The 21,289-nt window shown below is 65.9% G+C and carries 19 protein-coding genes, 1 tRNA gene and 1 pseudogene; 4 read left to right on the top strand and 17 right to left on the bottom strand.

The annotated features are described in order from the left end of the window. Together AAC050_RS13540 and AAC050_RS13545 are read left to right on the top strand one after the other, a co-directional pair. The gene (locus tag AAC050_RS13540; protein WP_339915621.1) at nucleotides 1-939 is read left to right on the top strand and encodes an NAD regulator; all 939 of its coding nucleotides are present in this window, start codon (nucleotides 1-3) and stop codon (nucleotides 937-939) included. Nucleotides 940-1,033: 94 nt separating this feature from the next. Beyond that, a tRNA-Ser gene (locus tag AAC050_RS13545) sits at nucleotides 1,034-1,123 on the top strand. A 366-nt stretch (nucleotides 1,124-1,489) separates the two neighbouring features. On the opposite strand, the gene AAC050_RS13550 is transcribed toward AAC050_RS13545, so the two are convergent. The 15 genes from AAC050_RS13550 to AAC050_RS13620 form a co-directional block, all read right to left on the bottom strand. Then, nucleotides 1,490-1,819, bottom strand: coding sequence for a hypothetical protein (locus AAC050_RS13550; protein ID WP_339915622.1), 330 nt, complete (start codon nucleotides 1,817-1,819; stop codon nucleotides 1,490-1,492). A gap of 330 nt (nucleotides 1,820-2,149) precedes the next feature. Next, the gene (locus tag AAC050_RS13555) at nucleotides 2,150-2,464 is read right to left on the bottom strand and encodes a hypothetical protein (protein ID WP_339915623.1); all 315 of its coding nucleotides are present in this window, start codon (nucleotides 2,462-2,464) and stop codon (nucleotides 2,150-2,152) included. A 132-nt stretch (nucleotides 2,465-2,596) separates the two neighbouring features. Then, on the bottom strand, nucleotides 2,597-3,088 hold the full coding sequence (gspM, locus tag AAC050_RS13560) for a type II secretion system protein GspM (RefSeq protein WP_339915624.1): 492 nt from the start codon (nucleotides 3,086-3,088) through the stop codon (nucleotides 2,597-2,599). Continuing rightward, on the bottom strand, nucleotides 3,085-4,188 hold the full coding sequence (gene gspL / locus AAC050_RS13565) for a type II secretion system protein GspL (protein ID WP_339915625.1): 1,104 nt from the start codon (nucleotides 4,186-4,188) through the stop codon (nucleotides 3,085-3,087). Before gspL ends, gspM begins: the two co-directional genes overlap by 4 nt. Further along, the gene (gspK, locus tag AAC050_RS13570) at nucleotides 4,185-5,171 is read right to left on the bottom strand and encodes a type II secretion system minor pseudopilin GspK (RefSeq protein ID WP_339915626.1); all 987 of its coding nucleotides are present in this window, start codon (nucleotides 5,169-5,171) and stop codon (nucleotides 4,185-4,187) included. The genes gspL and gspK overlap by 4 nt, the downstream gene beginning before the upstream one ends. Continuing rightward, on the bottom strand, nucleotides 5,168-5,758 hold the full coding sequence (gspJ, locus tag AAC050_RS13575) for a type II secretion system minor pseudopilin GspJ (RefSeq protein WP_339915627.1): 591 nt from the start codon (nucleotides 5,756-5,758) through the stop codon (nucleotides 5,168-5,170). Before gspJ ends, gspK begins: the two co-directional genes overlap by 4 nt. After that, nucleotides 5,755-6,111: a type II secretion system minor pseudopilin GspI gene (gspI, locus tag AAC050_RS13580; protein WP_339915628.1), complete on the bottom strand. Its 357-nt coding sequence runs from the start codon at nucleotides 6,109-6,111 to the stop codon at nucleotides 5,755-5,757. Before gspI ends, gspJ begins: the two co-directional genes overlap by 4 nt. Then, entirely contained in the window at nucleotides 6,104-6,592 is a 489-nt protein-coding gene (locus AAC050_RS13585) for a GspH/FimT family pseudopilin (protein ID WP_339915629.1), read from the bottom strand. Before AAC050_RS13585 ends, gspI begins: the two co-directional genes overlap by 8 nt. Nucleotides 6,593-6,644: 52 nt before the next feature. Further along, nucleotides 6,645-7,112, bottom strand: coding sequence for a type II secretion system major pseudopilin GspG (gspG, locus tag AAC050_RS13590; protein ID WP_339915630.1), 468 nt, complete (start codon nucleotides 7,110-7,112; stop codon nucleotides 6,645-6,647). Between the two features lie 53 nt (nucleotides 7,113-7,165). Next, nucleotides 7,166-8,383, bottom strand: coding sequence for a type II secretion system inner membrane protein GspF (gene gspF / locus AAC050_RS13595; RefSeq protein WP_339915631.1), 1,218 nt, complete (start codon nucleotides 8,381-8,383; stop codon nucleotides 7,166-7,168). Further along, entirely contained in the window at nucleotides 8,383-9,903 is a 1,521-nt protein-coding gene (gspE, locus tag AAC050_RS13600) for a type II secretion system ATPase GspE (RefSeq protein WP_339915632.1), read from the bottom strand. The genes gspF and gspE overlap by 1 nt, the downstream gene beginning before the upstream one ends. Before the next feature lie 8 nt (nucleotides 9,904-9,911). After that, the gene (gene gspD / locus AAC050_RS13605) at nucleotides 9,912-11,975 is read right to left on the bottom strand and encodes a type II secretion system secretin GspD (protein ID WP_339915633.1); all 2,064 of its coding nucleotides are present in this window, start codon (nucleotides 11,973-11,975) and stop codon (nucleotides 9,912-9,914) included. After that, the gene (locus AAC050_RS13610) at nucleotides 11,972-12,775 is read right to left on the bottom strand and encodes a type II secretion system protein N (protein ID WP_339915634.1); all 804 of its coding nucleotides are present in this window, start codon (nucleotides 12,773-12,775) and stop codon (nucleotides 11,972-11,974) included. The genes gspD and AAC050_RS13610 overlap by 4 nt, the downstream gene beginning before the upstream one ends. A gap of 220 nt (nucleotides 12,776-12,995) precedes the next feature. Further along, nucleotides 12,996-15,635 carry a TonB-dependent receptor gene (locus AAC050_RS13615; protein ID WP_339915635.1) on the bottom strand — a complete coding sequence of 880 codons (2,640 nt, stop codon included), beginning with the start codon at nucleotides 15,633-15,635 and terminating at the stop codon, nucleotides 12,996-12,998. Between the two features lie 77 nt (nucleotides 15,636-15,712). Next, nucleotides 15,713-17,218: a hypothetical protein gene (locus AAC050_RS13620; protein ID WP_339915636.1), complete on the bottom strand. Its 1,506-nt coding sequence runs from the start codon at nucleotides 17,216-17,218 to the stop codon at nucleotides 15,713-15,715. Nucleotides 17,219-17,463: 245 nt separating this feature from the next. Here AAC050_RS13620 and AAC050_RS13625 point away from each other — a divergent pair, with 245 nt between their 5' ends. Together AAC050_RS13625 and AAC050_RS13630 are read left to right on the top strand one after the other, a co-directional pair. Next, nucleotides 17,464-18,270 carry an A24 family peptidase gene (locus AAC050_RS13625; RefSeq protein ID WP_339915637.1) on the top strand — a complete coding sequence of 269 codons (807 nt, stop codon included), beginning with the start codon at nucleotides 17,464-17,466 and terminating at the stop codon, nucleotides 18,268-18,270. A gap of 405 nt (nucleotides 18,271-18,675) precedes the next feature. Further along, nucleotides 18,676-19,560, top strand: a complete 885-nt coding sequence (locus AAC050_RS13630; RefSeq protein WP_339915638.1) for a recombinase family protein — start codon at nucleotides 18,676-18,678, stop codon at nucleotides 19,558-19,560. A gap of 341 nt (nucleotides 19,561-19,901) precedes the next feature. Here AAC050_RS13630 and AAC050_RS13635 read toward each other — a convergent pair. Then, a pseudogene (locus tag AAC050_RS13635) lies at nucleotides 19,902-20,141 on the bottom strand (IS6 family transposase); the annotation flags it as partial. 459 nt (nucleotides 20,142-20,600) lie between these two features. Then, the gene (locus AAC050_RS13640) at nucleotides 20,601-20,978 is read right to left on the bottom strand and encodes a hypothetical protein (protein ID WP_339915640.1); all 378 of its coding nucleotides are present in this window, start codon (nucleotides 20,976-20,978) and stop codon (nucleotides 20,601-20,603) included. Nucleotides 20,979-21,289 lie beyond the last annotated feature (311 nt).

The following is a 21,289-nucleotide window of genomic DNA, read 5'->3' on the forward strand; positions in this document are numbered from 1 at the left end:
ATGGCGGCGGGCGATCCAGGCGTACGCATCAGCCTTTCCGCCGTCGTCATCGCGCTGCGCGAGCGCACCGCCTGCGTGCTGACGACCCGGGGCGACGACGGTCTGGCCGCCCTGCCCTTCGGCCCGTTCGACCCGGTGCGCGACCGGACTTTTGAACTGGCCCTGCGCGCCTTCGTCACGGCCCAGACCGGTTTCGGGCTCGGCTTCGTCGAACAGCTCTACACTTTCGGCGACGCCGGCCGCGAGGCCCCCCGGGCCACGCCTGGCCCCGATCACGGCCGCGAGGTCTCGATCGGCTATCTGGCCCTGACCGCCGACGCCGCCGGGGTTCCGACGGCCGACGCCCAATGGACCCCGATGCTCGACTTCTTCCCGTGGGAGGACTGGCGTCAGGGCCGGACCGCGGCAACGACCGCGATCCTCGAGGCCCTTCAGACCTGGGCCGGCAGCGATGCCCGTCGCCTCGCCCGCATCGACAGCCTGTTCGCCCTCGGCCCGGCCCACCGCTGGAACGAGGGCCGGGTGCTGGAACGCTACGAACTGCTCTATGAGGCCGGACTGGTGGCCGAGTCCGCGCGCGACCACGATCACCCGCCCCTGCCTGTGCCGACCGGCCGGGCCATGGCCTCGGACCACCGCCGCATCCTGGCCACCGGCCTGGGGCGGCTGCGCAGTAAGCTGAAATACCGCCCGGTGCTATTCGACCTGATGGCCGAGGCGTTCACCCTGTCGGACCTCCAGGCCGCCGCCGAGGCCGTCGCCTGCCTGACGCTGCACAAACAGAATTTCCGCCGCGGCGTCGAACGCACCGGACTGGTCGAGGCGACCGGCCGGCTGTCGACCGGCACCGGCGGGCGCCCGGCCGAAATGTTCCGGGTGGCCCGCGGTGACCCCCAGGGCGGCGAGGCCCTGGGGCTGCCTCTCCCGGCTCAACGTTGAGGCTACGGACTTTTTCTTGTCCCGGAGCGCTTGCGGCCCGGCCCGGCTGCCATTAGAGAAGCCCCTCGCTCGACCAAGCGACTTTCGACCTCGCGGAGAGGTGGCAGAGTGGTCGAATGTACCGCACTCGAAATGCGGCGTGCCCGAGAGGGTACCGTGGGTTCGAATCCCACCCTCTCCGCCACCGATTTTTTCGTTATATATCAATAACTTAACCGCATCGCGGTCCACGCCCGAACGCCGCCATTCCCGGCGCTCGAACTGGTGCGATCGCGCGGTATTGCGCGCCTGTTCGGCGGCGAATGGGGCGGAACGTCCGGTCGGCGTCTCTGCCGGTCGAGGATCCGGTGGAGTTTCCCTGCTAACAGGGAAAATAACAGGGAATTCTTCCGATCGGAATCGCCGTGATCCCGGTCCCGGTCATGCTCAAAGCCCCGCGCGGCCGGACTTTCAGCTCAACCATGATGCACTGACCCCGGCTGCAAGCAGGGAATTTTTCCACACGGATCAGGGAAACCTCTCCCCGGGAGGCCGCAGACGAATCGGCGCTTCAGACGCTCAGCAGCCGGCGTTGATCGTCCCAGCAGAGCGGGATCGGCGCGCAGCGCAGATCCTCCAGGCAAAGCCCTGACCTTTGGCGGCCCTCGAGCATCGCGACCTGCAGGTCGGGCGCGAACCAGGCGAGCCGCACCAGGGTGCGTTCGTGGACCGAGGCCGGTGCCTGCTGCATCACGCTCTGCGCATCGGATGCGGTGTCGAGGATGGCGTGGGCCCGCTTCAGCCCCTTGATCAACGGCTGGCTCAGCTGGCTTCGCCGGGGTGCCTCCCCGCTGAGCCAGGCGCGCCCGCCGCGGAACTTCAGCCGGCGCGGGATGTGCACCCAGACCGCATCCTCGGTCTTGTCGATGCGCTCGCCCTCCCGAAATCAGGCGAAGCAGGAGGTCGGCTGCTGGAACGACAACCGGGCCGAGACCTCACTTCCGCCCTGCCGACGACGGGAACGGGCGATGCTCCGTTTCCGGCAGATGATCAGCGCCGTCCACAACCCCCTCCACCACGATCGCCACCGGATCAGACGAGAGACATACACGGCCCAACCCTCGGCCGCCCTGGCGGAGTGGACGACGCTTGCCGGACAGGCTCTGCGTCTCCCGGCCTATCTACGGCTGGTGGAGACAAGCTGTCGTGGGACTGACAGTATCGCGGTGCACTATCGGACGGATGCGTAACTGTTGACTGCAGTCCGGTAGCGCTCGTGCTCGCGGGCGGTCATGCACCGGGGTGTGGTCCAGGCCGGGTCGGACGGGCGGACCGACAGAACCTCGCGGGCGGTGACAAACACCGGGGTGGCTCCATGTTCCCGGGTGAACGCGCGGCGGGTGGCGGCGTCTGTGGCGCAGATCAGAACTGCCCGCACAGGGGTGCGCGCCTCCGACTGACCAGTGGGGTCGGCGCTGGCCATTCCCGCGGGAAGAGCCGCGGCGGCAAGGGCGGTAAGGCCGACAAGAGGGATGAAAACGCGCATCAGTCTCTCCCGAACACGTGAAACAGTCCGAAACAGGAGGAATAATGCGCTCTTCCTCATCATTGTAAAGGTTATGCGACGAATAGATGTATAAGACTTGACGTTCCGTCTGTGTTCAGACGATTCCGGGTGTCAACTTACGCAGATTCCGGACGCCAAACCGCCTTCGACATTGAGGGTCGCGTCAGCGTTTTTGACCACGCCGAGACTGCAAAGAGTCAGGTGGTGGTCTGTCTCCAGGCCCGACAGCCAGGTGAACAGAGGCGCGGAACGGACGCGCGACAGCTTGAAGCCAAGCTGGCCAGAAGAGCTCATGGCCGTGACGACATCCAGACCCGCCGCCTCGGAGGTGCGACGGATGAGGGGCTCCAAACCTTCGACCGGAGGCGGGGCCGGGGCCGTAACCGGACCGAGGGAGACGATAGCCGCGCGCACCTCGACAAGCGTGACAGCGGCGGCGGCGGCGCGATCCGCAGCTGTGGTCCTCCAGGCCAACACCGGCCGCACCAGCCCCAGCCAGACGACGATGGCCAGCAGCAGGGCCGCCATGACCATCAGCATGCGGCGCTCCCGCAGGGTGCGTCCGCTCCACCAGAGCTCGAAAAGGGCGAGGTATCGGGTCATCGGACACTCCCGATCGTGATGTCACTGACGATGCGCCCCCTGTCGTCAAGGGTGCTGGTTTCAGTGACCTGCAGGCCGTTGGCACGCATAGCTCGAGCAATCAGTTGCATATCCTGATAGTCGGTGTGGGCAACGCTAGCCTTCATACCCACCTCCGGGTCGATGATCAGCAAGTCCAGCTCAGCACCCTCGACGCCTTCGACGGCCGCGAACAGGGCGGCGGTTGCGCCGATGACACCACCGGGCGGCGGGGCGGTCAGCACACGCTGGCGCAGAGCCTCAATCGGATCGGGTCGGGCAGCTAGCTCCGGCGCGACCCGGGCGATTTCGGCGTGCGCGCTGCTGACGTCAGCCCGCGCGGCCGTATCGTCCCGGGCGGCGGCCGCAGCGACGAGGACAAGCGGCGACACCATGAGCAATCCGGCGAGGCCCGCAACCAGCGCCCAGTCACGCCGAACGGTCCCGCGCGTGCGGTCCAGAGCCGACAGGAGATCGATCGGCAGCACCAGGGCGGCCTCGATCAGCGACCGCTCAACCTCCCCCGGGTCTCTGATCGGCTCGACCCGGCGCGGGTGGGCGACCAACTCGACCAGATCGGGCTGGACGCTGGCGGCGAAGCCCCGGCCCCGCAAGGCCATGGCCGGTCCGAAGGCGACGGCGTTGAGCCGGTCATCCTCGTCAGGCTCTGGGACGGTCATGACGTCCGGCACAATAGCATCGGCGCATACGCCCAGCGCATCCAGATAGTCAATCCAGGCCTGAAGCAGGGACAGGCCAACCACGGCGACCAGTCGGGGCTGGCCCGCCGCGGGAACGGACCCCAGAGCCACCGCGAGTCGGTCAGCCGGCACCGCGACTGTGTCCTTCAGCATCCACAATGCGGCGGCGCGTTGCTGGGCCAGGCCTCCGGCCGGGAGGTCGAGCCAGCGGATTGTGGCCTCCACACCAGGCACCACGGCCACGGTGCGCATCGGCTCGGGCCGCTCGACAGCGTCAAGTTCCAGCACGCCACGCTCGCGCACCCTGCCGTCCGCGATCACCAGATAGGGGGCGGGTTCGGTTCCAAGGCTCGGAATCAGGATCAGGCGGATCGGTTTCATTCTTCGGGGGTCCAGCGTTGGATCACGGTGCGCACGCGGCCGTCGGAGCCGGCCTCCAGCAAGGCAGTGCGGACGGTATGAGAGCCACCCAACTCGACATCGACCCGCAGGTCGAAGAAGCGGGTCAGAACCGTGATCTGTTCGCGCGCCTCCGGGTCGATCTGGAGCGTCGCCAGCGCCGACTGGCTCCAGAAGGCGGTGACATCAGGCCAGCCGTCGCGCGGGCGGGCGGCGATAACTGCCCTGGCCCGCTCCGGCGTGAGCGCGCCACCGGTCAGCATGGTCAACAGCGGTGCCTGTTCCGGCGTCAGGGTGTTCACGTTCAGGGGTGACAGGCGCGAGGTCGGCAGGGCGCAGACCCATGGCCGCAGGCGGCGGTAGGTCTCGGCGTCCACCCCCCTGACCGCCCGCAGCTCGCTGACCTCGGCCAGCATCACTCCGCCGGTGCGATAGGGCTTGGCCAGTCCCGCGTAGGCCCCGTCCTCAGCTCCGAGCGGCAAGGGCGCTGTGTCGGCGTCCAGCCAGTCCGTCAGGGCCGCAGCGATCGCCCGCATGCGACTCTCGGGCGCGCCCAGCGCTCGGCCCAGGGTGCGGAATTGGGCCGCACCCTGGGGGCGGGCGATCAGGTCCTCGCCGAAGCCGAGCACAAGGCTGTTCAGGTTGAAGCAGGCCTGGCCGTCGGTCACCCTGGCGGTAATGGTGCCGCCGTCGACGGGGAAGCTGACGACCCGACCATTCCACGCGGGTTCGAGCGGCGTGCGGGCGGGGCCTGCGGCCACAAGCTGCCTGATCTGGCCACGAGCAAGAGTTTCGGCCCCGGCAGCGTACCACTGGGCCTGGCTCTGGATTTCAACATTGGTGGCGCGCCGCACCGAGAAGCGCACGTCATCAAGGATGGCGACTGCGACCACCGACATGACGGCGACCAGCAGCAGGACCGTCAGCAGGGCCATACCCTCGCGATCGCGACGTGAGCCGCTCATCGGCCGCTCCCGACGAGGAACAGCTGGTCGAGGCGACCGTAACCCTTGACCGTCATGACGATGCGCACCGCGTCCGGCAGCGGGCGGTCGGTGCTGGAAATGAAGGCGGGAGCCTGCTCGCCGTCCCGGACGAAAGCCACAGTGACGTCGCGCACACCACGGTACAGGACCTGCGGCGGGCCAGGCCGAGCACCGTCGATATGGCTGGAGACGCGCCGTTCGAGGCGGTCGTCAACGACACGGTATTCGACCCGTTGCAGCGATGCCCGCGGCTGTTCGTCGGGGTTGCTCCAGCCCGCACGGGTCAGGGCCAGGACGGGATCACCCGGGGCCGCCGCGCCGGCAATCGACTGGGGCATGGGTCGGCCGGTGGGGCCGCGCGCGCGACGCGCCGTGGTCTGTCCGAGGTCAGCGCGCAGCAGGCTGCGCGTGCGTTGCAGATCACCAACGCGGTCGCTGGCAGCCTTGATCGCGAACCGGTTGTCGATGGAGACTCCGAGCACTGCCGCGCCCGCCGCCGCAAGCATGGCGAAGATCATAAGCGAGACCATGACCTCGACCAGGGTGAAACCTGCGCGCGCCCTCACGACGGGTGAGGCCTGAACAGGGTGCGCTCTGCGGCCTGGCCCTCGGCGTCGCTGACTCGAACGTCGACCCTGAGCATCCCCCCGACATCGGTAGCGCTGACCGTGCGGGTCCAGCGCCAGCGGCGACCGGCCAGATCGACCTGGCCCGCACTCGTGCCTTCCCCGAGCGACGGCGCGATGGCCGCCTCGACCGCCAGATTTTCGGCGACGACACCACCGAGAGTGCGCGTCTCGACGCGCGCGGCCGAGCGGGTGTTTTCGCCCGTGAGGTTGAGCAGGGCCATGGCAGCGAGGCCGAACACAGCCAGGGCGACCAGCATTTCGATCAGGGTGAAGCCGGCGCGGTCAGTCATCGACACGCACCTCACCGGCACCGTCGACGGCCACCGTGCGGCGCTTGCCATCGCGGGCCAGGGTCAGCTTTACCGGCTCGGCCACCCCCGTCGGATCGAAGACAAAGCGGGCCCCCACCTCCGGTCCGAGGGCGGTCCCCGCCTGCCAGGCCTCCGGACCGAAGGGCCCGTCCGACAGGGTCGACCATGCGCGGCCGTCGAAGACCGTGAAGGCGTAGCCCGTGCGCGTGACCGCGACCGCGACCGGGCGGTTGGACAGCACGGCCTCGTCGCGCGCGCGCGACAGCCGGGCAGCGAACCGCTCGGCCTCGACACCGACAGCCGGCCGCGGATCAGGCACCGCCAGCACCACAGCACCGGCAGCGATGCCCAGAATGGCGACCACCATCAGCAGCTCCACCAGGGTGAAGCCGGCGCGCGCTCCCTTTGCCCTATCGCGCCGCGCGCGGCGCGCCGCTGCTTGAGGGCGCTCGGCGCTCATGCAGCGAGAGACTGTGTCTCGAGTGATAGCGCCCACAAGGCCCACAAGGATGTCAGGCCTGCCAGTTGCCCAGATCGGCGTCATTGCCCTCGCCTCCTTCCTTGCCGTCGGCACCCAGCGAGAAGACGTCGAACTGGCCACCGTGTGCGCTGGGGCGGCGATAGCCATAGGGATTGCCCCAGGGATCCTCCGGAAGCCGGCGCACATAGCCGCCCGGACGATACCGGTCCGGATTGGCCAGCCCGGCCGGGGCCGCCACCAGCGCCTGCAGGTCAGTCGGAAAGTCCAGGTTGTCGAGGCGGTAGGTTTCGATGGCCTGCTCAAGGGTGGAGATGTCGGCCTTGGCCTTGCCGACCATGGCGCGGTCCTGGCTGGGCAGGACGTTGATCGCCACCACCGTCGCCAGCAAGCCGATGATCACGATCACCACCATCAGTTCGACAAGCGTGAAGCCCGCCCTGTTGTGGGCGCTACCGCGTCGCGCGCGGCGCAACGCTGCTTGAGCGCGGGTCGTCCTCAAGAAACGAGCCGCCGCGCGGCGAGTGTTAGGACCAAAAAACATGTTCAACTCCGTCACCCCATCGCCAGGGTGTTGATCTGAAGGATGGGCAGAAGGATCGACAGGACGATCAGGGCGACCACGCCGCCCATGATCACGATGATCGCCGGCTCCAGCAGGCTGAGCATCACCGCCGTGAAGGTCGAGAATTCGCGTTCCAGATAATCCGCGGCGCGCTCCAGCATCGGCTCCAGCCGGCCGCTGCTCTCGCCCGAGGCGGTCATGTAGACGAGGATCGGCGGGAAGACGTCGGCCCGGCGCATGGCCGCCGACAGGCCACCGCCCTCGCGCACCGCGTCGGCCATCGTCTCGGTCGCCTGACGTAGCCGGCGGTTGGACACGGTCCGCCCCGTGATGGTCAGCCCCTCCAGCACCGGCAGGCCGGCGGCGATCATGGTCGACAGGGTGCGGGCCATCTTCGCCCCGTGCAGGTCGCGGGTCAGCCGTCCGACCAGCGGCAGCCGCAGCAATGCGGTATCGGCCTGTAGCCGGATCGCCGGATTGCGCAGCAGGGCCGCGCCGATGAGGCCGCCCGCCATGATCACAACCGCAAGCAACCAGCCCCAGTCACGCATCAGGTGCGAGACGCCGATTACCAGCCGCGTCAGCAGCGGCAGGGTCTGGTTCATGCTGTCGAACTGATCGACCACCTTGGGCACGACGAAGGTCATCATCGCGCCGATGACCCCCAGCGCTACGACCGCCAGCACGATCGGATAGACCAGAGCGGTGACCACCTTACCGCGCACGACCTGATCACGCTCAAGGCCGTCAGCCAGCCGTTCGAGAATCGGCTCCAGCGAACCCGAGGCCTCCCCGGCCGAGACCATGGCCCGGTACAACGGCGGAAACGCCTGGTCCTGCAACGCCATGGCGTCGGACAGGCGGCGGCCCTCCATGACTCCGGCATGGACCCCGTCCAGGACGCGGCGGACCGCCGGACGGTCGGCCTGCAGCGCGATGGTGCGCAACGCCTCTTCGATCGGTGCCACCGAGACCAGGGTGGAAAGCTGCCGAGTCGTCAAGGCGAGGGTTTTGGGCCCCAGCTTCGCCGTTTTGCGCGGACCCGGCTGTTCAGAGCGGGTAGCTGGCCCGCGCGCGCGCGTCACTTCCAGCGTCATCAGCCGACGCCGCTCCAGAATGGCGCGCACGGAGCGCTCGTCAGCGGCGGTCAGGGCCCCGGTGACGGTCCGTCCGCCCTCGTCGACCGCGACATAGTCAAAGGCCGCCATCAGGCCGCGACCTCGTGACCGGCCGCTTCGTTATCGACGCTCGCCGTTTCCTGACGGGTGACGCGCACCGCCTCCTCGACCGAGGTGACGCCCTCCAGCACCAGGGCGCGAGCCCGCTGGGTCAGGGTGTCGGATCCGGACCGGGTAAAGGCGGCGGCGTTGACCGCATCCTCGTCGGCCTCGGCGGCGATCAGACGGCGCACCCGGTCATCGACGCGGATGACCTCATACAGGCCGACCCGGCCGATATAGCCAGTGTTCTGGCAGTGGGCGCAGCCCTGCGGCCGCCAGATCCGCGCGCCGGGTTCAACCCCGGCCAGCCGGGCCGTGGCGGTATCCGCAGTCTCGGGTCGTCGGCATTCGCCACACAGCCGCCGGACCAGCCGCTGGGCCACGATCAGGCGCAGGGTCGAGGCCAGCAGGAAGGGCTCGACCCCCATGTCCCGTAGGCGGGTGATCGCGCCGGCCGCGTCATTGGTGTGAACGGTCGACAGCACCAGGTGCCCGGTCAGCGAGGCCTGAACCGCGATGCGCGCCGTCTCGACGTCGCGGATTTCGCCGACCATGACCACGTCCGGGTCCTGCCGCAAAATGGCACGCAGGCCGGCGGCGAAGGTCATGCCGACCTTGGGGTTCACCTGGGTCTGGCCGACACCGTCCATAGCGTATTCGACCGGATCCTCCACCGTCAGAATGTTGCGTGTGGCATCGTTCAGCAGTGACAGCCCGGCGTAGAGTGACGTTGTCTTGCCCGAGCCTGTCGGGCCGGTCACCAGGATGATGCCGTTCGGCTCCTTCAATGCGCCCCTGAAGGCGTCCAGCGCCTCGGCCGACATGCCCAGCCGGTCCAGCGTCAGGCCCGCCTGTTCCTTGTCCAGAATGCGCAGCACCACTCGCTCGCCCGCGCGCGACGGCAGAGTCGAGACGCGGACGTCCAGCGTTTTGCCGCCTAGGGTCAGGGGGATGCGCCCGTCCTGCGGCACACGCTTTTCGGCGATGTCGAGCCGGGCCATAACCTTGATGCGCGACACCAGCAGCGGCGTGATCCGGGGGTTCAACGACAGGGTTTCGCGCAGCACGCCATCCACGCGCATGCGTACGGTCAGCGCCGTTTCGAACGGCTCGAGATGGATGTCCGAGGCACCGGTCCGTACCGCCTCTGCGATGACGCCGTTGATCAGCCGGATCACCGGGGCGTCGTCGGCCGTGTCCAGCAGGTCCGCGGCGGCAGGGATGTCGTCGATCAGGCTTTCCAGCCCCGACGGCATGTCCAGATCGTCGCCGTCAGCGGCGTTCAGATGATCGCCGGCGTAGACTTCCGACAGTTGGCGATCAAAGGCGGCCTGACCCAGGGGTTCGACGCGCAGTGGCCTGCCCAGCGCCCGCCGGGTCTCGATCAAAGCCGACGGGTCCGCCCCCTCGCGCAGGCCCACCACCGCAATATCCCCGACCTCGAGCAGGATCACGCCCTGGCGCTTGGCGAAACCGTAGGGCAGCGTCGGATTGATCAGGGTGATCATCGCGGGCCTCAGCCTTCCGGACTCGGCTGGACAGGCGACAACGGGGTGACGACCACCTCGCTTGCTGGCGCAATCACGCTCGGCGCGGCCGGCGGCTGGGTGCGCATATAGTCGCGCAGCATCTCGTCCAGGCTGGGTTCGACACCGGGAGCGTTGGTCAGCTGCTGCTGGCGCATATAGCCCCAGCGATCGGCGGCCAGCGCCTGAGCATCGGCAGGACTGCGGATGATGGTCGGGCGGATGAAGACCATCAGATTGGTCCGCCCACGCTGGTGCCTGGTCGAACGGAACAGCGCCCCGACATAGGGGATGTCACCCAACCCCGGCACCTTGTCGGTCGACAGTCGGTCGTTCTGGTCCAACAGGCCACCGGCCACGGCGATGTCGCCGTCATCGACCACCAGGGTCGTCTCCAGCTCACGTTTGTTCAGCACCAGATCGCTGGCCGAGTGGGTCAGGACACCGTTGATGCTGGACACCTCCTGACGCAGAAACAGGGTAATCGAGCCGCCGGCGTTGATTTGCGGCCGCACGATCAGCTTGACGCCGATGTCCTGGCGTTGAGTCGTGCGGAAGGGGTTGGAGTTACCGTCCAGCAGGGTTTCGCCGGTGGTGATCGGCACCTCCTGCCCCACCAGGATGGTCGCCTCCTCATTATCCAACGTCATCAGCGACGGCGTCTGCAGCAGGTTGGAACCCTCGTCCGACTTGGCCGCATTGATGATAAAGCCGAACAGGCCGTTGCCTATCCGCCCCCCGCCACCACCGACGAAGCCGTTAGCCCCCAGCAGGGTGTTCAGGGCCAGATTCTGCAGCTGTGTGCGCAGGGGGTCGGCGCTGTCCAGCTGCCCCGCCGCCGCTCCGCCCGCGAGCGGGACCAGGGGCGCGGCGCTACCGGAATAGTTGGTCAGGCCGACCGGATTGCCGTCCTCGCCTGCCAGCAGCCATTGCACCCCCAATTCCTTGACCGCGTTGTCCGAGAGCTCGGCTACAATGGCCTCGATCAGCACCTGCTGACGGCGCTGGTCTAGCTGGCGGATCACCTCGGCGAGCATCCGCTGGGTATCGGCCGAGGCCGAGACGACGAGGGCATTGGCCCCGGGGAAGCGGGCGATGGTGGCGCGCTGGCCTGGAACCGGATCACGCGAAGGCGCGACTGTGGAGGTTTCGCCCGCGGCGGCCGGGTTGGCGTTGGCGCTGGCGGCCGTGACCGGCTGACCGACAATCTGCTGCAGCACCGGCAGCAGCTGTTCGGCATTGGCGTGCTGCAGGAAGATGACCTTTACATCGTCGGCGGATTCCGCGCGGCGGTCCAGATCCTCGATCAGGGGGCGTATACGTGCCATGGCCGAAGGATCGCCGCGCAGGACGATGGAGTTGGAGCTCTCGACCGGGGTCACCGAGACCATCCCCTGCCCCGGCTGGCCGCCCGGAGGGGCCAAAACCGACTGCAGTACGGCTGCGATCTCGCGGGCCGAGGAGTTCTCCAGGGTGATCACCTCAAAGGCCGCACGGTCGACGTCGATCCGCCCGACCAGCGCGCGGATTCGCACCAGATTGTCGGCGAAGTCAGCGACCACCAGGCTGTTGCCCGCTGGGTTGGCGAGGACCTGGCCTTGAGCTCCGACCAGCGGACGGATGGTCTCGGCGGCCGAGGTGGCGTCGATGTTGCGCAGCTGAAAAACCTCGGTCGAGAAGCGCTCGTTGCCGACGGTGGACGGGCCCTGGGCGGCCCCCTGCGCCGGGCTGATGCGATAAGCTCCAGAGCCGGTCGGGGTAACCACAAGACCATTGGCCCGCAGGGTCGACAGGAAGACCTCGAACAGTTCTGTTCGCCCCAGCGGCCGATCACTTGTTACCGTCACCGTTCCGGTGACGGCCGGGTCGACGATGAAGGTGCGGCCCGTGGTGCGGGCCACGTCCTGAATGAAGGCGCGGATGTCCGCCCCCTGGACGTTCAGGGTTTGGCGGGCGGCGGTCTGGGCCAGGACGGCGACCGGGGCCATCAGGGCCGGGCCGGCGAGGGTGAGCGCCAGGACCGCCGAAACGGCGCTACGGGTTAATCGGTTCACGAGCCGGTCCTTATGGTCGTCGTCTGCACCGCGCCGTCGCGTTCAAAGCGAATGCGGGCACCGGTGCTGCTGGAGAGTTGCCGGCGGAGCGCAGCGAGTTGAGCCGGTCCGGTCAGGTCAGTGTCATTGACCGACAGGATCACATCGCCGGGCTGCAGGCCCGCGGTGGCCAGTGCCGAGCGGTCCGCGCCGTCCGAAATGGTGAAACCGTTCAGGGCCAGACCTTGCATGCGCGGGCGCAACGCTCTCATCAGCGGAGCCGCATCAACGACCGGCCCGGTCGTGGCGGCGACCACGGTAGTCGTGGTCGGGGTCACAACCTGGGGGCCCGGTGGGGGCGGCGGGGGCGGCGGAAAAGCCCCCATCGGGGCCTCGGTAAAGACCAGACGAATAATCGCGGCTCCGCGCGCCATGGTCACATAGTCCATACCGACCGACTGGAGGATCAGACCAGGCTCAATCTCTTCGCCGAGGCCGACCGAGACCTGGCGACCATCGGCAAAACCGATAATGGCCGAGCCCCCGTCCGTCCCGCCGGCGCGAACGCCGAACAGGCGCATCTGGCTGCTGCCGGAGGCAACCTCGCCGTCGAGGCTGCTGTGGCTTCCGGTACGAAAGAAGGCGTCGAACCGCTGGAAGACGGAGAGGTCAACGGGAGCGGCTGACACGGCAACACTGACGGACGCTACGGCGGGCCGGGGCTCGACCAGCGTCCAGACCAGTCGCCCGGACTGAACCAGCAGGGCCGCGACCAATGCCAGTTCAAGAGCGGTCCGCAGCTGCCGCGGCCGCGCGCTCAACGCCTCCGCAGCCTGTACGGCCGTTGAACTCAGAGTGCGAAAAATGCCGATCAAGGTGAACACGCCCGACACGACCACAGGGGCCAGGGACGCTCTTAGACCAATCGTCCGGACCCGGCCTCACGGGGACATGACACCCCGGACAAACAAAGAAGACAGTCGATCTGCTTACTGAACAATATCCGGGGACCAGCCACAGCGACCAGTCCCCGGACGGGGTCTAGAAGCGGGCGGTCAGGCTAATCGAGGCACTGGATCCGAGAGCGTAGTTGTTGATCAAAATCTTGTTGCCGAGCTTCTGATATTCGTCGAATTTGGTCTGTAGCAGATTGCGCAGCTCCAGGGCGAAGCCGAGGTCCCGGTCCATCACGGTGAAGTCCTTGCGATAGACGAAGTCGAGGAAAACCCCCGGGTTCTGGATGTAATCCGGCTCGCGACTGCCCGCAGCGCCCGCACCGCGGGCCGTGATCCGCTCGCTGACGTAGTTGACGATGATCGTCGCCTGCGAACGGTCGGTGTCGTCTTCCCAGCCCAGCTGAACGTTGGCGACGTGTTCGGACTGACCCTGCAACCGACTGCCGTCCTGAATGAAAAAGGACGCCTGTTCCGGTGCCCCGGCTCCGCCCAGCGACAGAACCGTGTCACCGGCTCCGACCTGAACGCTGGAGTCGGACCAGGTGTAGTTGGCCTGGACCAGCCAGCGCTTGTTGGCGATGAAGGGTGACGGCGAGTCGATGAAATCGAAATATTTCTTGAACTCGATCTCGGCCCCGAAGATCCGGGCCTTGGGCGCGTTCAGAAAGCTTTGCTGACGCTGGTTGCCGACGTCGGTGATGATCGCTTCAACCGGCTTGTTGAGGTCCTTAAAGAACAGGCCCGCCGTCACATACTGCTGCCGCGCGAAATACCATTCGTAGCGGGCGTCGATGTTCAGGATTTCGGTATCGACCAGATAGGGGTTACCGATAAAAGTCCGGTCGCTCTCGGGGTCCGTATAGGACTGGGGAGCCAGTTCACGGAACTGGGGCCGGCCGATGGTCTTGGATATACCGAAGCGCAGCTGCTGGTCCTCGGCGAAATTCCAGGTTGTCGTGAGCGAAGGCAGATAATACTGCTCCGCGATCTTCGTCGCTTGAAACGGGGCCGAACCGCCAAACACGTCGCTCGGCGTGACGCTCTGTTCGCCATCCTCAAAGCGCAAACCAACTGTGGTCCGCACCAGGGGGATGATCTCGGCGTCCACCATCGCATAGACGGCATTGACCTTCAGGCTGGCGTCATAGGCGCTGGCCCCGTTGCTGCCGGTGACCTCACGCAGTTCCAGCGTCGTCGGATTGATGTTGAAATCCGAAAACAGATAGTCGACCCGCGATTGCCGCTGGTCGGCGGTTAACGACCCGACGGCCGCGAACTGCAAGTCACGACGCTCGGCGTCCCGAGTGTTGTCAAGGATGGCGAAACCGGCGCTAAACACCGCTTCGCGATAGTCCGACAGCGGCAGGGTATAGCTGAGGTCAGCCCCACCGGAGAGCACTTCGTCGTTCAGTTTGCTAAACGAGATCAGGTTGCCCTGGACGTTATGGATGAAGTTGCCGCTGCCATCGACGCCATAGACGAAGCGGCTCTCATACGGCGCATCCCGCGAGGTGATGGCATAAGCGGTGCGCCAGTCGACCTGCAGCGCGCCATCCATGAAGGTATGGGCACCTGTCAACTGGCTGGTAAAAAGTTCGCGGACGAACCACTCTGTATGGTCGTCGCGAACGACATCACCGCCGGCATCGAAATCCGGGCCGGAGCGCGAGCGCGCCTCCTTGGTCGTGTTCCGGACGTAGAAATTGGTCCACTTCAGCTCATGGTTCTCGCCCGACAGGGACAGGCCGCCGAGGAAGTTGAGCTGAACGTCGTTGCGGGTCGAATCGACAACCTTGTTGCTGGCCGGAATCAGGACACCCGCCGAGAACTGGCCTTCCTGCTGGGTGGCCTGGCGCGTGTCCCAGCTGTTGCTATAACTGGCGACACCGATGACACCGAGGGTCCCCAGGCCGGTCCCATAGGCATCGCCGCCCGAAACCTTGACGCCGAAATCGACGGGAATGGCGTCCCTCTGGAGCAGGCGCAGCGGCGCGTTGACCAGAGACTGGCCCATATGCTGCAGCTCGGAGGCCGTATAGTTGACCCCGCTGATCTGGCGGCCCGAGGCGAAGGCGTCAGCGATCGAACGCGGCACGTCACGGGTGCCGTCATCGAAGCCGGTGAAGTCGGTGCGCGACCCGAAATAGATCAGGCCGTCCTTGCCGGTCGTTTCCGAATTGACGCCCACCGACGCGCCCATATTGAGGAAAGGTGAAGTCGGCGCGTCAATCGTGCGCAATTCGACCACACCACCGCCGAACTCACCAGGGAGGTTGGCGGACCAGGTCTTCTGGACCGTGACGCCGGCGAGGATGTTGGAGGGGAACAGGTCCAGCGGCACGACGCGCTGCAGTGGCTCAGGACTGGGCAGGGGCGATCCGTTCAGCAGGGCCGAGGAATAGCGCTCGCCGAGACCGCGGACATAGACGAACCGGCCCTCGACCACCGACAGGCCTGTGACGCGCGTCAGGGCGGCGGCGGCATTGCTGTCGCCCGTGCGCTGAAGGTCCTCAGCGGTTAGGAAGGCCGCGACCTCGGAGCTCTCGCGGTTGGGCTCGGGGATGTAGCGGCCGAGCACGACCACCTCGTCGACGGAGGTGGGCTGGTCCACCGGTGCCTGGGCTGCGGGCACTGCGTCCTGGGTCTGGGCCATGGCCAGGCCAGGCGCGATCAGCGCGCTGCTGGCCAGGAGGACCCCGCTCAGGGTGAGGGAAAATTTGATCATGATCTGCGCCTTGAAGGGGTCAACGGGAAACGTGAAGGTCGGTGGCGGCCCCGAAGGGCCGCCACAGTCTCCCGTAATCAGCAGGTCTTTCCGGCGGTCAGACCGCAGGTCCAGCCCTGGTACCAGGTGTCAGCCGCGTTCTGGACGGCACCGATGTAGGTGGTGGTCTGGAAGAAGCCGTAGGTCGGTGCGGTCGGGGTCACGGCGTTTTCATTGGCACCGTTGATGAAGGTCAGGACCTGGTTAGTGAGGGTCACGCCGGCCGTCGGAGCCGTCAGGGTCGAGGTCCCCGCTTCGGTGTTGTTCGTGCCCGCCGTGAAGATGGCCTGCGAGCCGAAGCCACCGGCGCGGTACGGACTGGCGCAGGACATGAACACCGAGTTGAAGGTCGGGGCGCTGGTCTGCGTATCGGCATCGTGGATATCGAGGCAGGACGAGGCCGAGCCGGTGACGTTGGTGAACACCGAGTTGATGATCGTCGGCTTGGTGCCGGTGTCGAAGTGGGCGACCGTGTGGGCGTTCGTCGGTGAGTTACGGCCGACCAGGGTGAAGTTGGCGATATTGGGCATCGAGATGTAGCGGGTCGCCAGCGGGGTGGTCTTGGGGGCTGCCGAGAACTCGAAGCCCGCGCTGCGGCTGGTGGCGTTCGGGGCCCGCTGGGTGACGATGCCGAACTGGGCCCCGCCGCGCCAGCCGGTGTCGGTGTCCAGACCGTCATCGTCCGCGCCGTTGATGACGATGTGCTTGAGGTTGACCATGCCACCGAAGATTTCGATGCCATCGTCGGAGCTGTTGTAGGACTGGAAATATTCGATCGAGGTGCCCGAGCCGACGCCGGCCAGGGTCAGGGCCTGGAGCTCGTTGCCGGTCGAGATTTCAAAACCGGAATATTTGACCTGAACATATTTCAGTCGGCCCGAGCTGTCGGTCGGGGTGTTGCCGCCGAAGAAGGCGCTGGTGCCCTCGACCTGGCCGGTGCAGGTGACCGGGGCGGTCAGCTGGCAGTTGGCCTGGGGCGCACGACCGGCGAGCACGATACCGCCCCACTGACCCTGGGATTCCAGGGTGGTGGTGCCCTCGACGTTTTGGCGGCTGGTAAAGATGATCGGGGTGGTCGCCGTGCCTTCAGCGAAAATCTGCGACCCGCGGTTGACCAGCAGATAGTCGCCGCCGCTCGAAGCGAAGACGGTGACCCCCGGCTCGACGGTCAGGATGCCCTGGGCGCTGCCGGCGGTCGGTGCAGCCGGGTCGATACCGCGATCGGTGCCGACCTCGGTGCGGCCGCTAATGGAATAGATGGTGCCGGCGCGCAGCGGCACCGTCAGATTGCCGAGAATCTGTTGCGGCAGCTGACACACCCGCAGGGTGTTTGAAGCGATCGTGCCGACATTGGAGAAACCGGTCGGACAGTCGACCGCCGCGGTCCCACCACCACCACCACCGCCACCGCCACCGCCGCCACCGCCGCCGCCCGTGCCGAAGTCACCCTCTCCGGGCGAGGCGACCTCGGCAGACCCACAGGCCGCCACGGTCAGGGCGCAGGCGGAAACCGCGAGCAAGGTTTTCAGTTTGAAGCCGGTCATCGTTTTCCACCGTGTTCTGGTCCATAGGAACATTCGGCAGGAGATCAGGCGCGCTGCCTTGATCACGGCGACGCATCACCCCCTGCCCGAGGCCTTGGTTAGAAGGCGATCAACGCTGAACAGTGACGGTTGGGGTGCACGTCTGTGAAGTTGTCTTGGCTGTTTGATGAAAGACCATTCCCGCACGGCGGGATCGTCATAATCGGCAGTTGGCACGGCCGCGCTGGGGATTTGCAGGGACCGCCATGTCCCGCTACGGCTCGGCTTTCGATCGGGGGCAGGTGATGATTGACGTTGCGCCACCCATCCTCGCTGCGCTTTTTGCGGGGCTCGGCCTTATCGTTGGAAGCTTCCTGGGACTGGCCAGCCTTCGCTTCCCGGCCGGCGAGAATATTGTTCGCGGGCGTTCGCGCTGTGGCGGCTGCGGGCGGGAGTTGTTGCCTTGGCGGATGATTCCACTGGTCAGCTACGCTCTCGCTCGGGGACACTGCCATGACTGCGGGGCCTCGATCCCCGCGCGCTATCCTCTGATGGAAACCACCTGCGCGTTGATCGGCATCTGGGCAGCGCTGAGTCAGCCGTCGCTAGCCGCCGCGGCCGCAACGGCTCTGCTGGGCTGGCTGTTGCTACTGATCGCCGTGGTCGACGCCGAACATTTCTGGCTACCAGACCAATTGACCCTCCCCCTTTTGGTCATGGGAGTGCTGGCGGCCGCTTTCCTTGAACGGATCACAGTTCTCGACGCGGTAATTGGAGTCTGCGCCGGTTTCGCGGCTCTATGGTTGATCGGCCGGGCCTATCGGCACCTGCGAGGTCGCGAGGGATTAGGTGGCGGCGACCCCTACCTCTTGGCGGCTGGCGGTGCCTGGGTCGGCTGGCTTGGCTTGCCCAGTGTTCTTGTCTGGGGGGCGACGGCCGGACTCAGCGTGATGGTAGCGCGAATGCTGCTGAAACAGCCGGTATCGGGCCAGGATCGAATGCCTTTCGGCTCCTTCCTCGCGCTTGGTATCTGGCTGACTTGGCTTTTCGGACCGCTTGGTTTTCCCCGCTGAGCGGACGCACTGCCGGCAAAAATTCAGGCGAACAACACAAATCTGCGTTGCAGCTGCGCTCGTCACCGGGCGGACCCCGGGGCATATGGCGACGACACCGGCCCCGGATCCGAACGACCGCCTCATCTCGGTGACAACGGCCCGTCGGGTGAGCCACGGCGTCGGTGCGCGCGCGACCATCAGGCCTTGGCGGGGGACGTTTTATCGTCAGTCTGCCAGCACCAACCCTGTAGAGCGCGTCGTTTGCGACACTTTAGCCGCCGAAACGTGACTGTCTATTCTGCATAGCCTTACAGAAGGCGATATATATATATCATCATACTGCAATGGTCATCACTCACAACTGATGGATGCCGCGGTCTCTCCGGGGACCATCCGGGCTGGAGTGGCCATGAAAGCAGACGGATGTCGAAGCTCGCGATAGGGAAAGGAAATGCGGCGCTCTGGTTCGGCGCGTCAGCGTCTGACAGTCCCGAGCAGTTCGAAGCCGAAGCACGGCGCTACGCCGAATCAAGAGGGTTCCGCTTTGGTCCCATGTACGGGCACGTCGAGACGGGCGACCAGCGGACCCGGCAGACCGAGCTCGAACGCTTGGTGAACGACGCCCGCGCGGGCAGGGTAAACTTGGTGATCACGCAACGACTGGATGCATTGGCAGAAAGCGCGACCGGACTGATTGCCCTGGCGAACCAGCTTCATGGCATGGGGGCCGGCATCGCGTCACTGGGCGATCAAATCGACACAACTGAATTGGCAGCGCGCCCCTTTCTTCCGGTGGCGTTCGCATTGGGACGTCTGAAGGCAGAAGGCGATACAGCAACCGTGCAGTCCCTTGGGCGGGAGCGGCAAAACCGCAAGACAGAGACACCGGCCCCCTTTGGTTATCGCTGGCGCAACAGCATTCTTGAGCCCCACCCGTATGAAGCTCCTGTACGTTCTGTGCTCCATGTTCTGTTCACGGAGCACAAAAACCCGAGAACAGTAGCCCGCCTGCTAAATGAGAGGGGCTACAGACTGCGCAGTGGCGTTCGTTTCTCCGCAACGCGGGTCGTGAGCATACTGACCGATCCGGTGGGCAAGGGAATCTATCGCGGCAACCACTACCGACGCCGCAATCGCAGAGCCACTGAACAAAGAGCTGCCGAAACTGAGGCTGTAGAAATCGAACCCGTAGTAGCGGCAGAATTGTGGAATCGTTGCATCATGATCCTCAATGAGCAGAAGGCTTTAAAGGCCGAAGAGCAGAACTATCCGCCCAAACTCGTTGCCGAGCGTCGGTCGGACAGCTAGCGTGGCCGCACGGTCGAATTGACTAGTCCCCTCCACCATCTCGATGACTGGACCGAGGCAATCGACCTCATGGTAATATGGTGCTGGCAGGTTAATCGACGAAGTCGAAAAGCCCCCGCCCCACTCAGGTCAGGCAACCGTAGCCGACCCGGCCGGTGCAAATGCCGGAGCTCCAGTCGTTCGAGCGCTGCCCCGTAGGAGCCCAACCCATCGGTCGTGATCATCTCCGGCTCAGCAGAAGGCGGCGGACGAGCCTCAGGATCGCGCTTGTGTCCCGCCGGCGCTGAACACAAGGTCCAGGTCTCGCCTTCATCATCGACCGCGCGCCACAGATACATTCACTTTCCGCCGATCGAACTGACCATTTCATCGAGATGCCAACGGGGCGACGGAACCGACCGGCGACACTTCAGACGCCGCGCGATCAGCAGTCCGAACTTGATTGTCCAGCACCGGACTCTCTCATAGCTGACGTCAATTCCGCGCTGAGCCAGAAGGTCCCCAACATCCCGAAAACTCAGGCTGAAGCGGAAATAGAGCCAGATCGCATGGTGGACGACGTCACCGGGAAACGGTGGCACTTGAACGAGAGCGGCTTTACGAAACTCATCCCCATCTGCGGTTTACGGTCGACCTAAGTGGAGACAAATTGCCGTTGGACTGACAGCCCCGCCACCGATTTAGTCGGTATAATTCAACAATATAATAGAAAACGATTTCTGCCCGAACGCCGCCACTCCCGGCGTTCGAACGGGTGCGATCGCGCGATATTGCGCGCCTGTTCGGCGGCGAATGGGGCGGAACGTCCGGTCGGCGTCTCTGTCGGTCGAAGATCCGGTGGAGTTTCCCTGCTAACAGGGAAATTAACAGGGAATTCTTCCAATCTGAATCGCCGTGATCCCGGTCCCGGTCATGCTCAAAGCCCCGCGCGGCCGGACTTTCAGCTCAACCATGATGCACTGACCCCGGCTGCAAGCAGGGAATTTTTCCACACGGATCAGGGAAACCTCTCCCCGGGAGGCCGCAGACGAATCGGCGCTTCAGACGCTCAGCAGCCGGCGTTGATCGTCCCAGCAGAGCGGGATCGGCGCGCAGCGCAGATCCTCCAGGCAAAGCCCTGACCTTTGGCGGCCCTCGAGCATCGCGACCTGCAGGTCGGGCGCGAACCAGGCGAGCCGCACCAGGGTGCGTTCGTGGACCGAGGCCGGTGCCTGCTGCATCACGCTCTGCGCATCGGATGCGGTGTCGAGGATGGCGTGGACCCGCTTCAGCCCCTTGATCAACGGCTGGCTCAGCTGGCTTCGGCGGGGTGCCTCGCCGCTGAGCCAGGCGCGCGCGCCGCGGAACTTCAGCCGGCGCGGGATGTGCACCCAGACCGCATCCTCAGTCTGGTCGATGCGCTCGCCCGCTTGCAGCACCCGGGCCGGGCTGGACGCCTGGCGGCGCGACTACAACGAAACCCGGCCGCACTCGAAGCTGGGATGGCTGACCCCGACGGCCTACGCCAGGACGCTAACCGGACAGATCGGCCGGCCTGCTGCAAACCCAACCAATCACGGCTCAGATCAACCAAGGACTCTCGTTATGGCTGGATGAGAAACGGGGTCACGTCACTTGCCAAGTCGTTTTGACTGGGTGGAAAGCCATTCCGGGACAAGTCTCGACGCACCTGTCCCGTCGCCTCGCCCACGCCGACAATACCGATATCGTCGGACTCGACCAGCCGGAC

It is taken from the genome of uncultured Brevundimonas sp. (assembly GCF_963974615.1).
Taxonomy (GTDB): domain Bacteria; phylum Pseudomonadota; class Alphaproteobacteria; order Caulobacterales; family Caulobacteraceae; genus Brevundimonas.

Coding starts and splice junctions, on each gene's coding strand:
- gspK (WP_339915626.1), bottom strand. CDS start 5,171: ATGAGCGGCTCACGTCGCGATCGCGAGGGTATGGCCCTGCTGACGGTC.
- AAC050_RS13620 (WP_339915636.1), bottom strand. CDS start 17,218: ATGACCGGCTTCAAACTGAAAACCTTGCTCGCGGTTTCCGCCTGCGCC.
- gspL (WP_339915625.1), bottom strand. CDS start 4,188: ATGAAACCGATCCGCCTGATCCTGATTCCGAGCCTTGGAACCGAACCC.
- AAC050_RS13540 (WP_339915621.1), top strand. CDS start 1: ATGGCGGCGGGCGATCCAGGCGTACGCATCAGCCTTTCCGCCGTCGTC.
- gspE (WP_339915632.1), bottom strand. CDS start 9,903: ATGATCACCCTGATCAATCCGACGCTGCCCTACGGTTTCGCCAAGCGC.
- AAC050_RS13585 (WP_339915629.1), bottom strand. CDS start 6,592: ATGAGCGCCGAGCGCCCTCAAGCAGCGGCGCGCCGCGCGCGGCGCGAT.
- AAC050_RS13625 (WP_339915637.1), top strand. CDS start 17,464: ATGTCCCGCTACGGCTCGGCTTTCGATCGGGGGCAGGTGATGATTGAC.
- AAC050_RS13615 (WP_339915635.1), bottom strand. CDS start 15,635: ATGATCAAATTTTCCCTCACCCTGAGCGGGGTCCTCCTGGCCAGCAGC.
- gspF (WP_339915631.1), bottom strand. CDS start 8,383: ATGGCGGCCTTTGACTATGTCGCGGTCGACGAGGGCGGACGGACCGTC.
- gspM (WP_339915624.1), bottom strand. CDS start 3,088: ATGACCCGATACCTCGCCCTTTTCGAGCTCTGGTGGAGCGGACGCACC.
- gspI (WP_339915628.1), bottom strand. CDS start 6,111: ATGACTGACCGCGCCGGCTTCACCCTGATCGAAATGCTGGTCGCCCTG.
- AAC050_RS13630 (WP_339915638.1), top strand. CDS start 18,676: ATGTCGAAGCTCGCGATAGGGAAAGGAAATGCGGCGCTCTGGTTCGGC.
- AAC050_RS13555 (WP_339915623.1), bottom strand. CDS start 2,464: ATGCGCGTTTTCATCCCTCTTGTCGGCCTTACCGCCCTTGCCGCCGCG.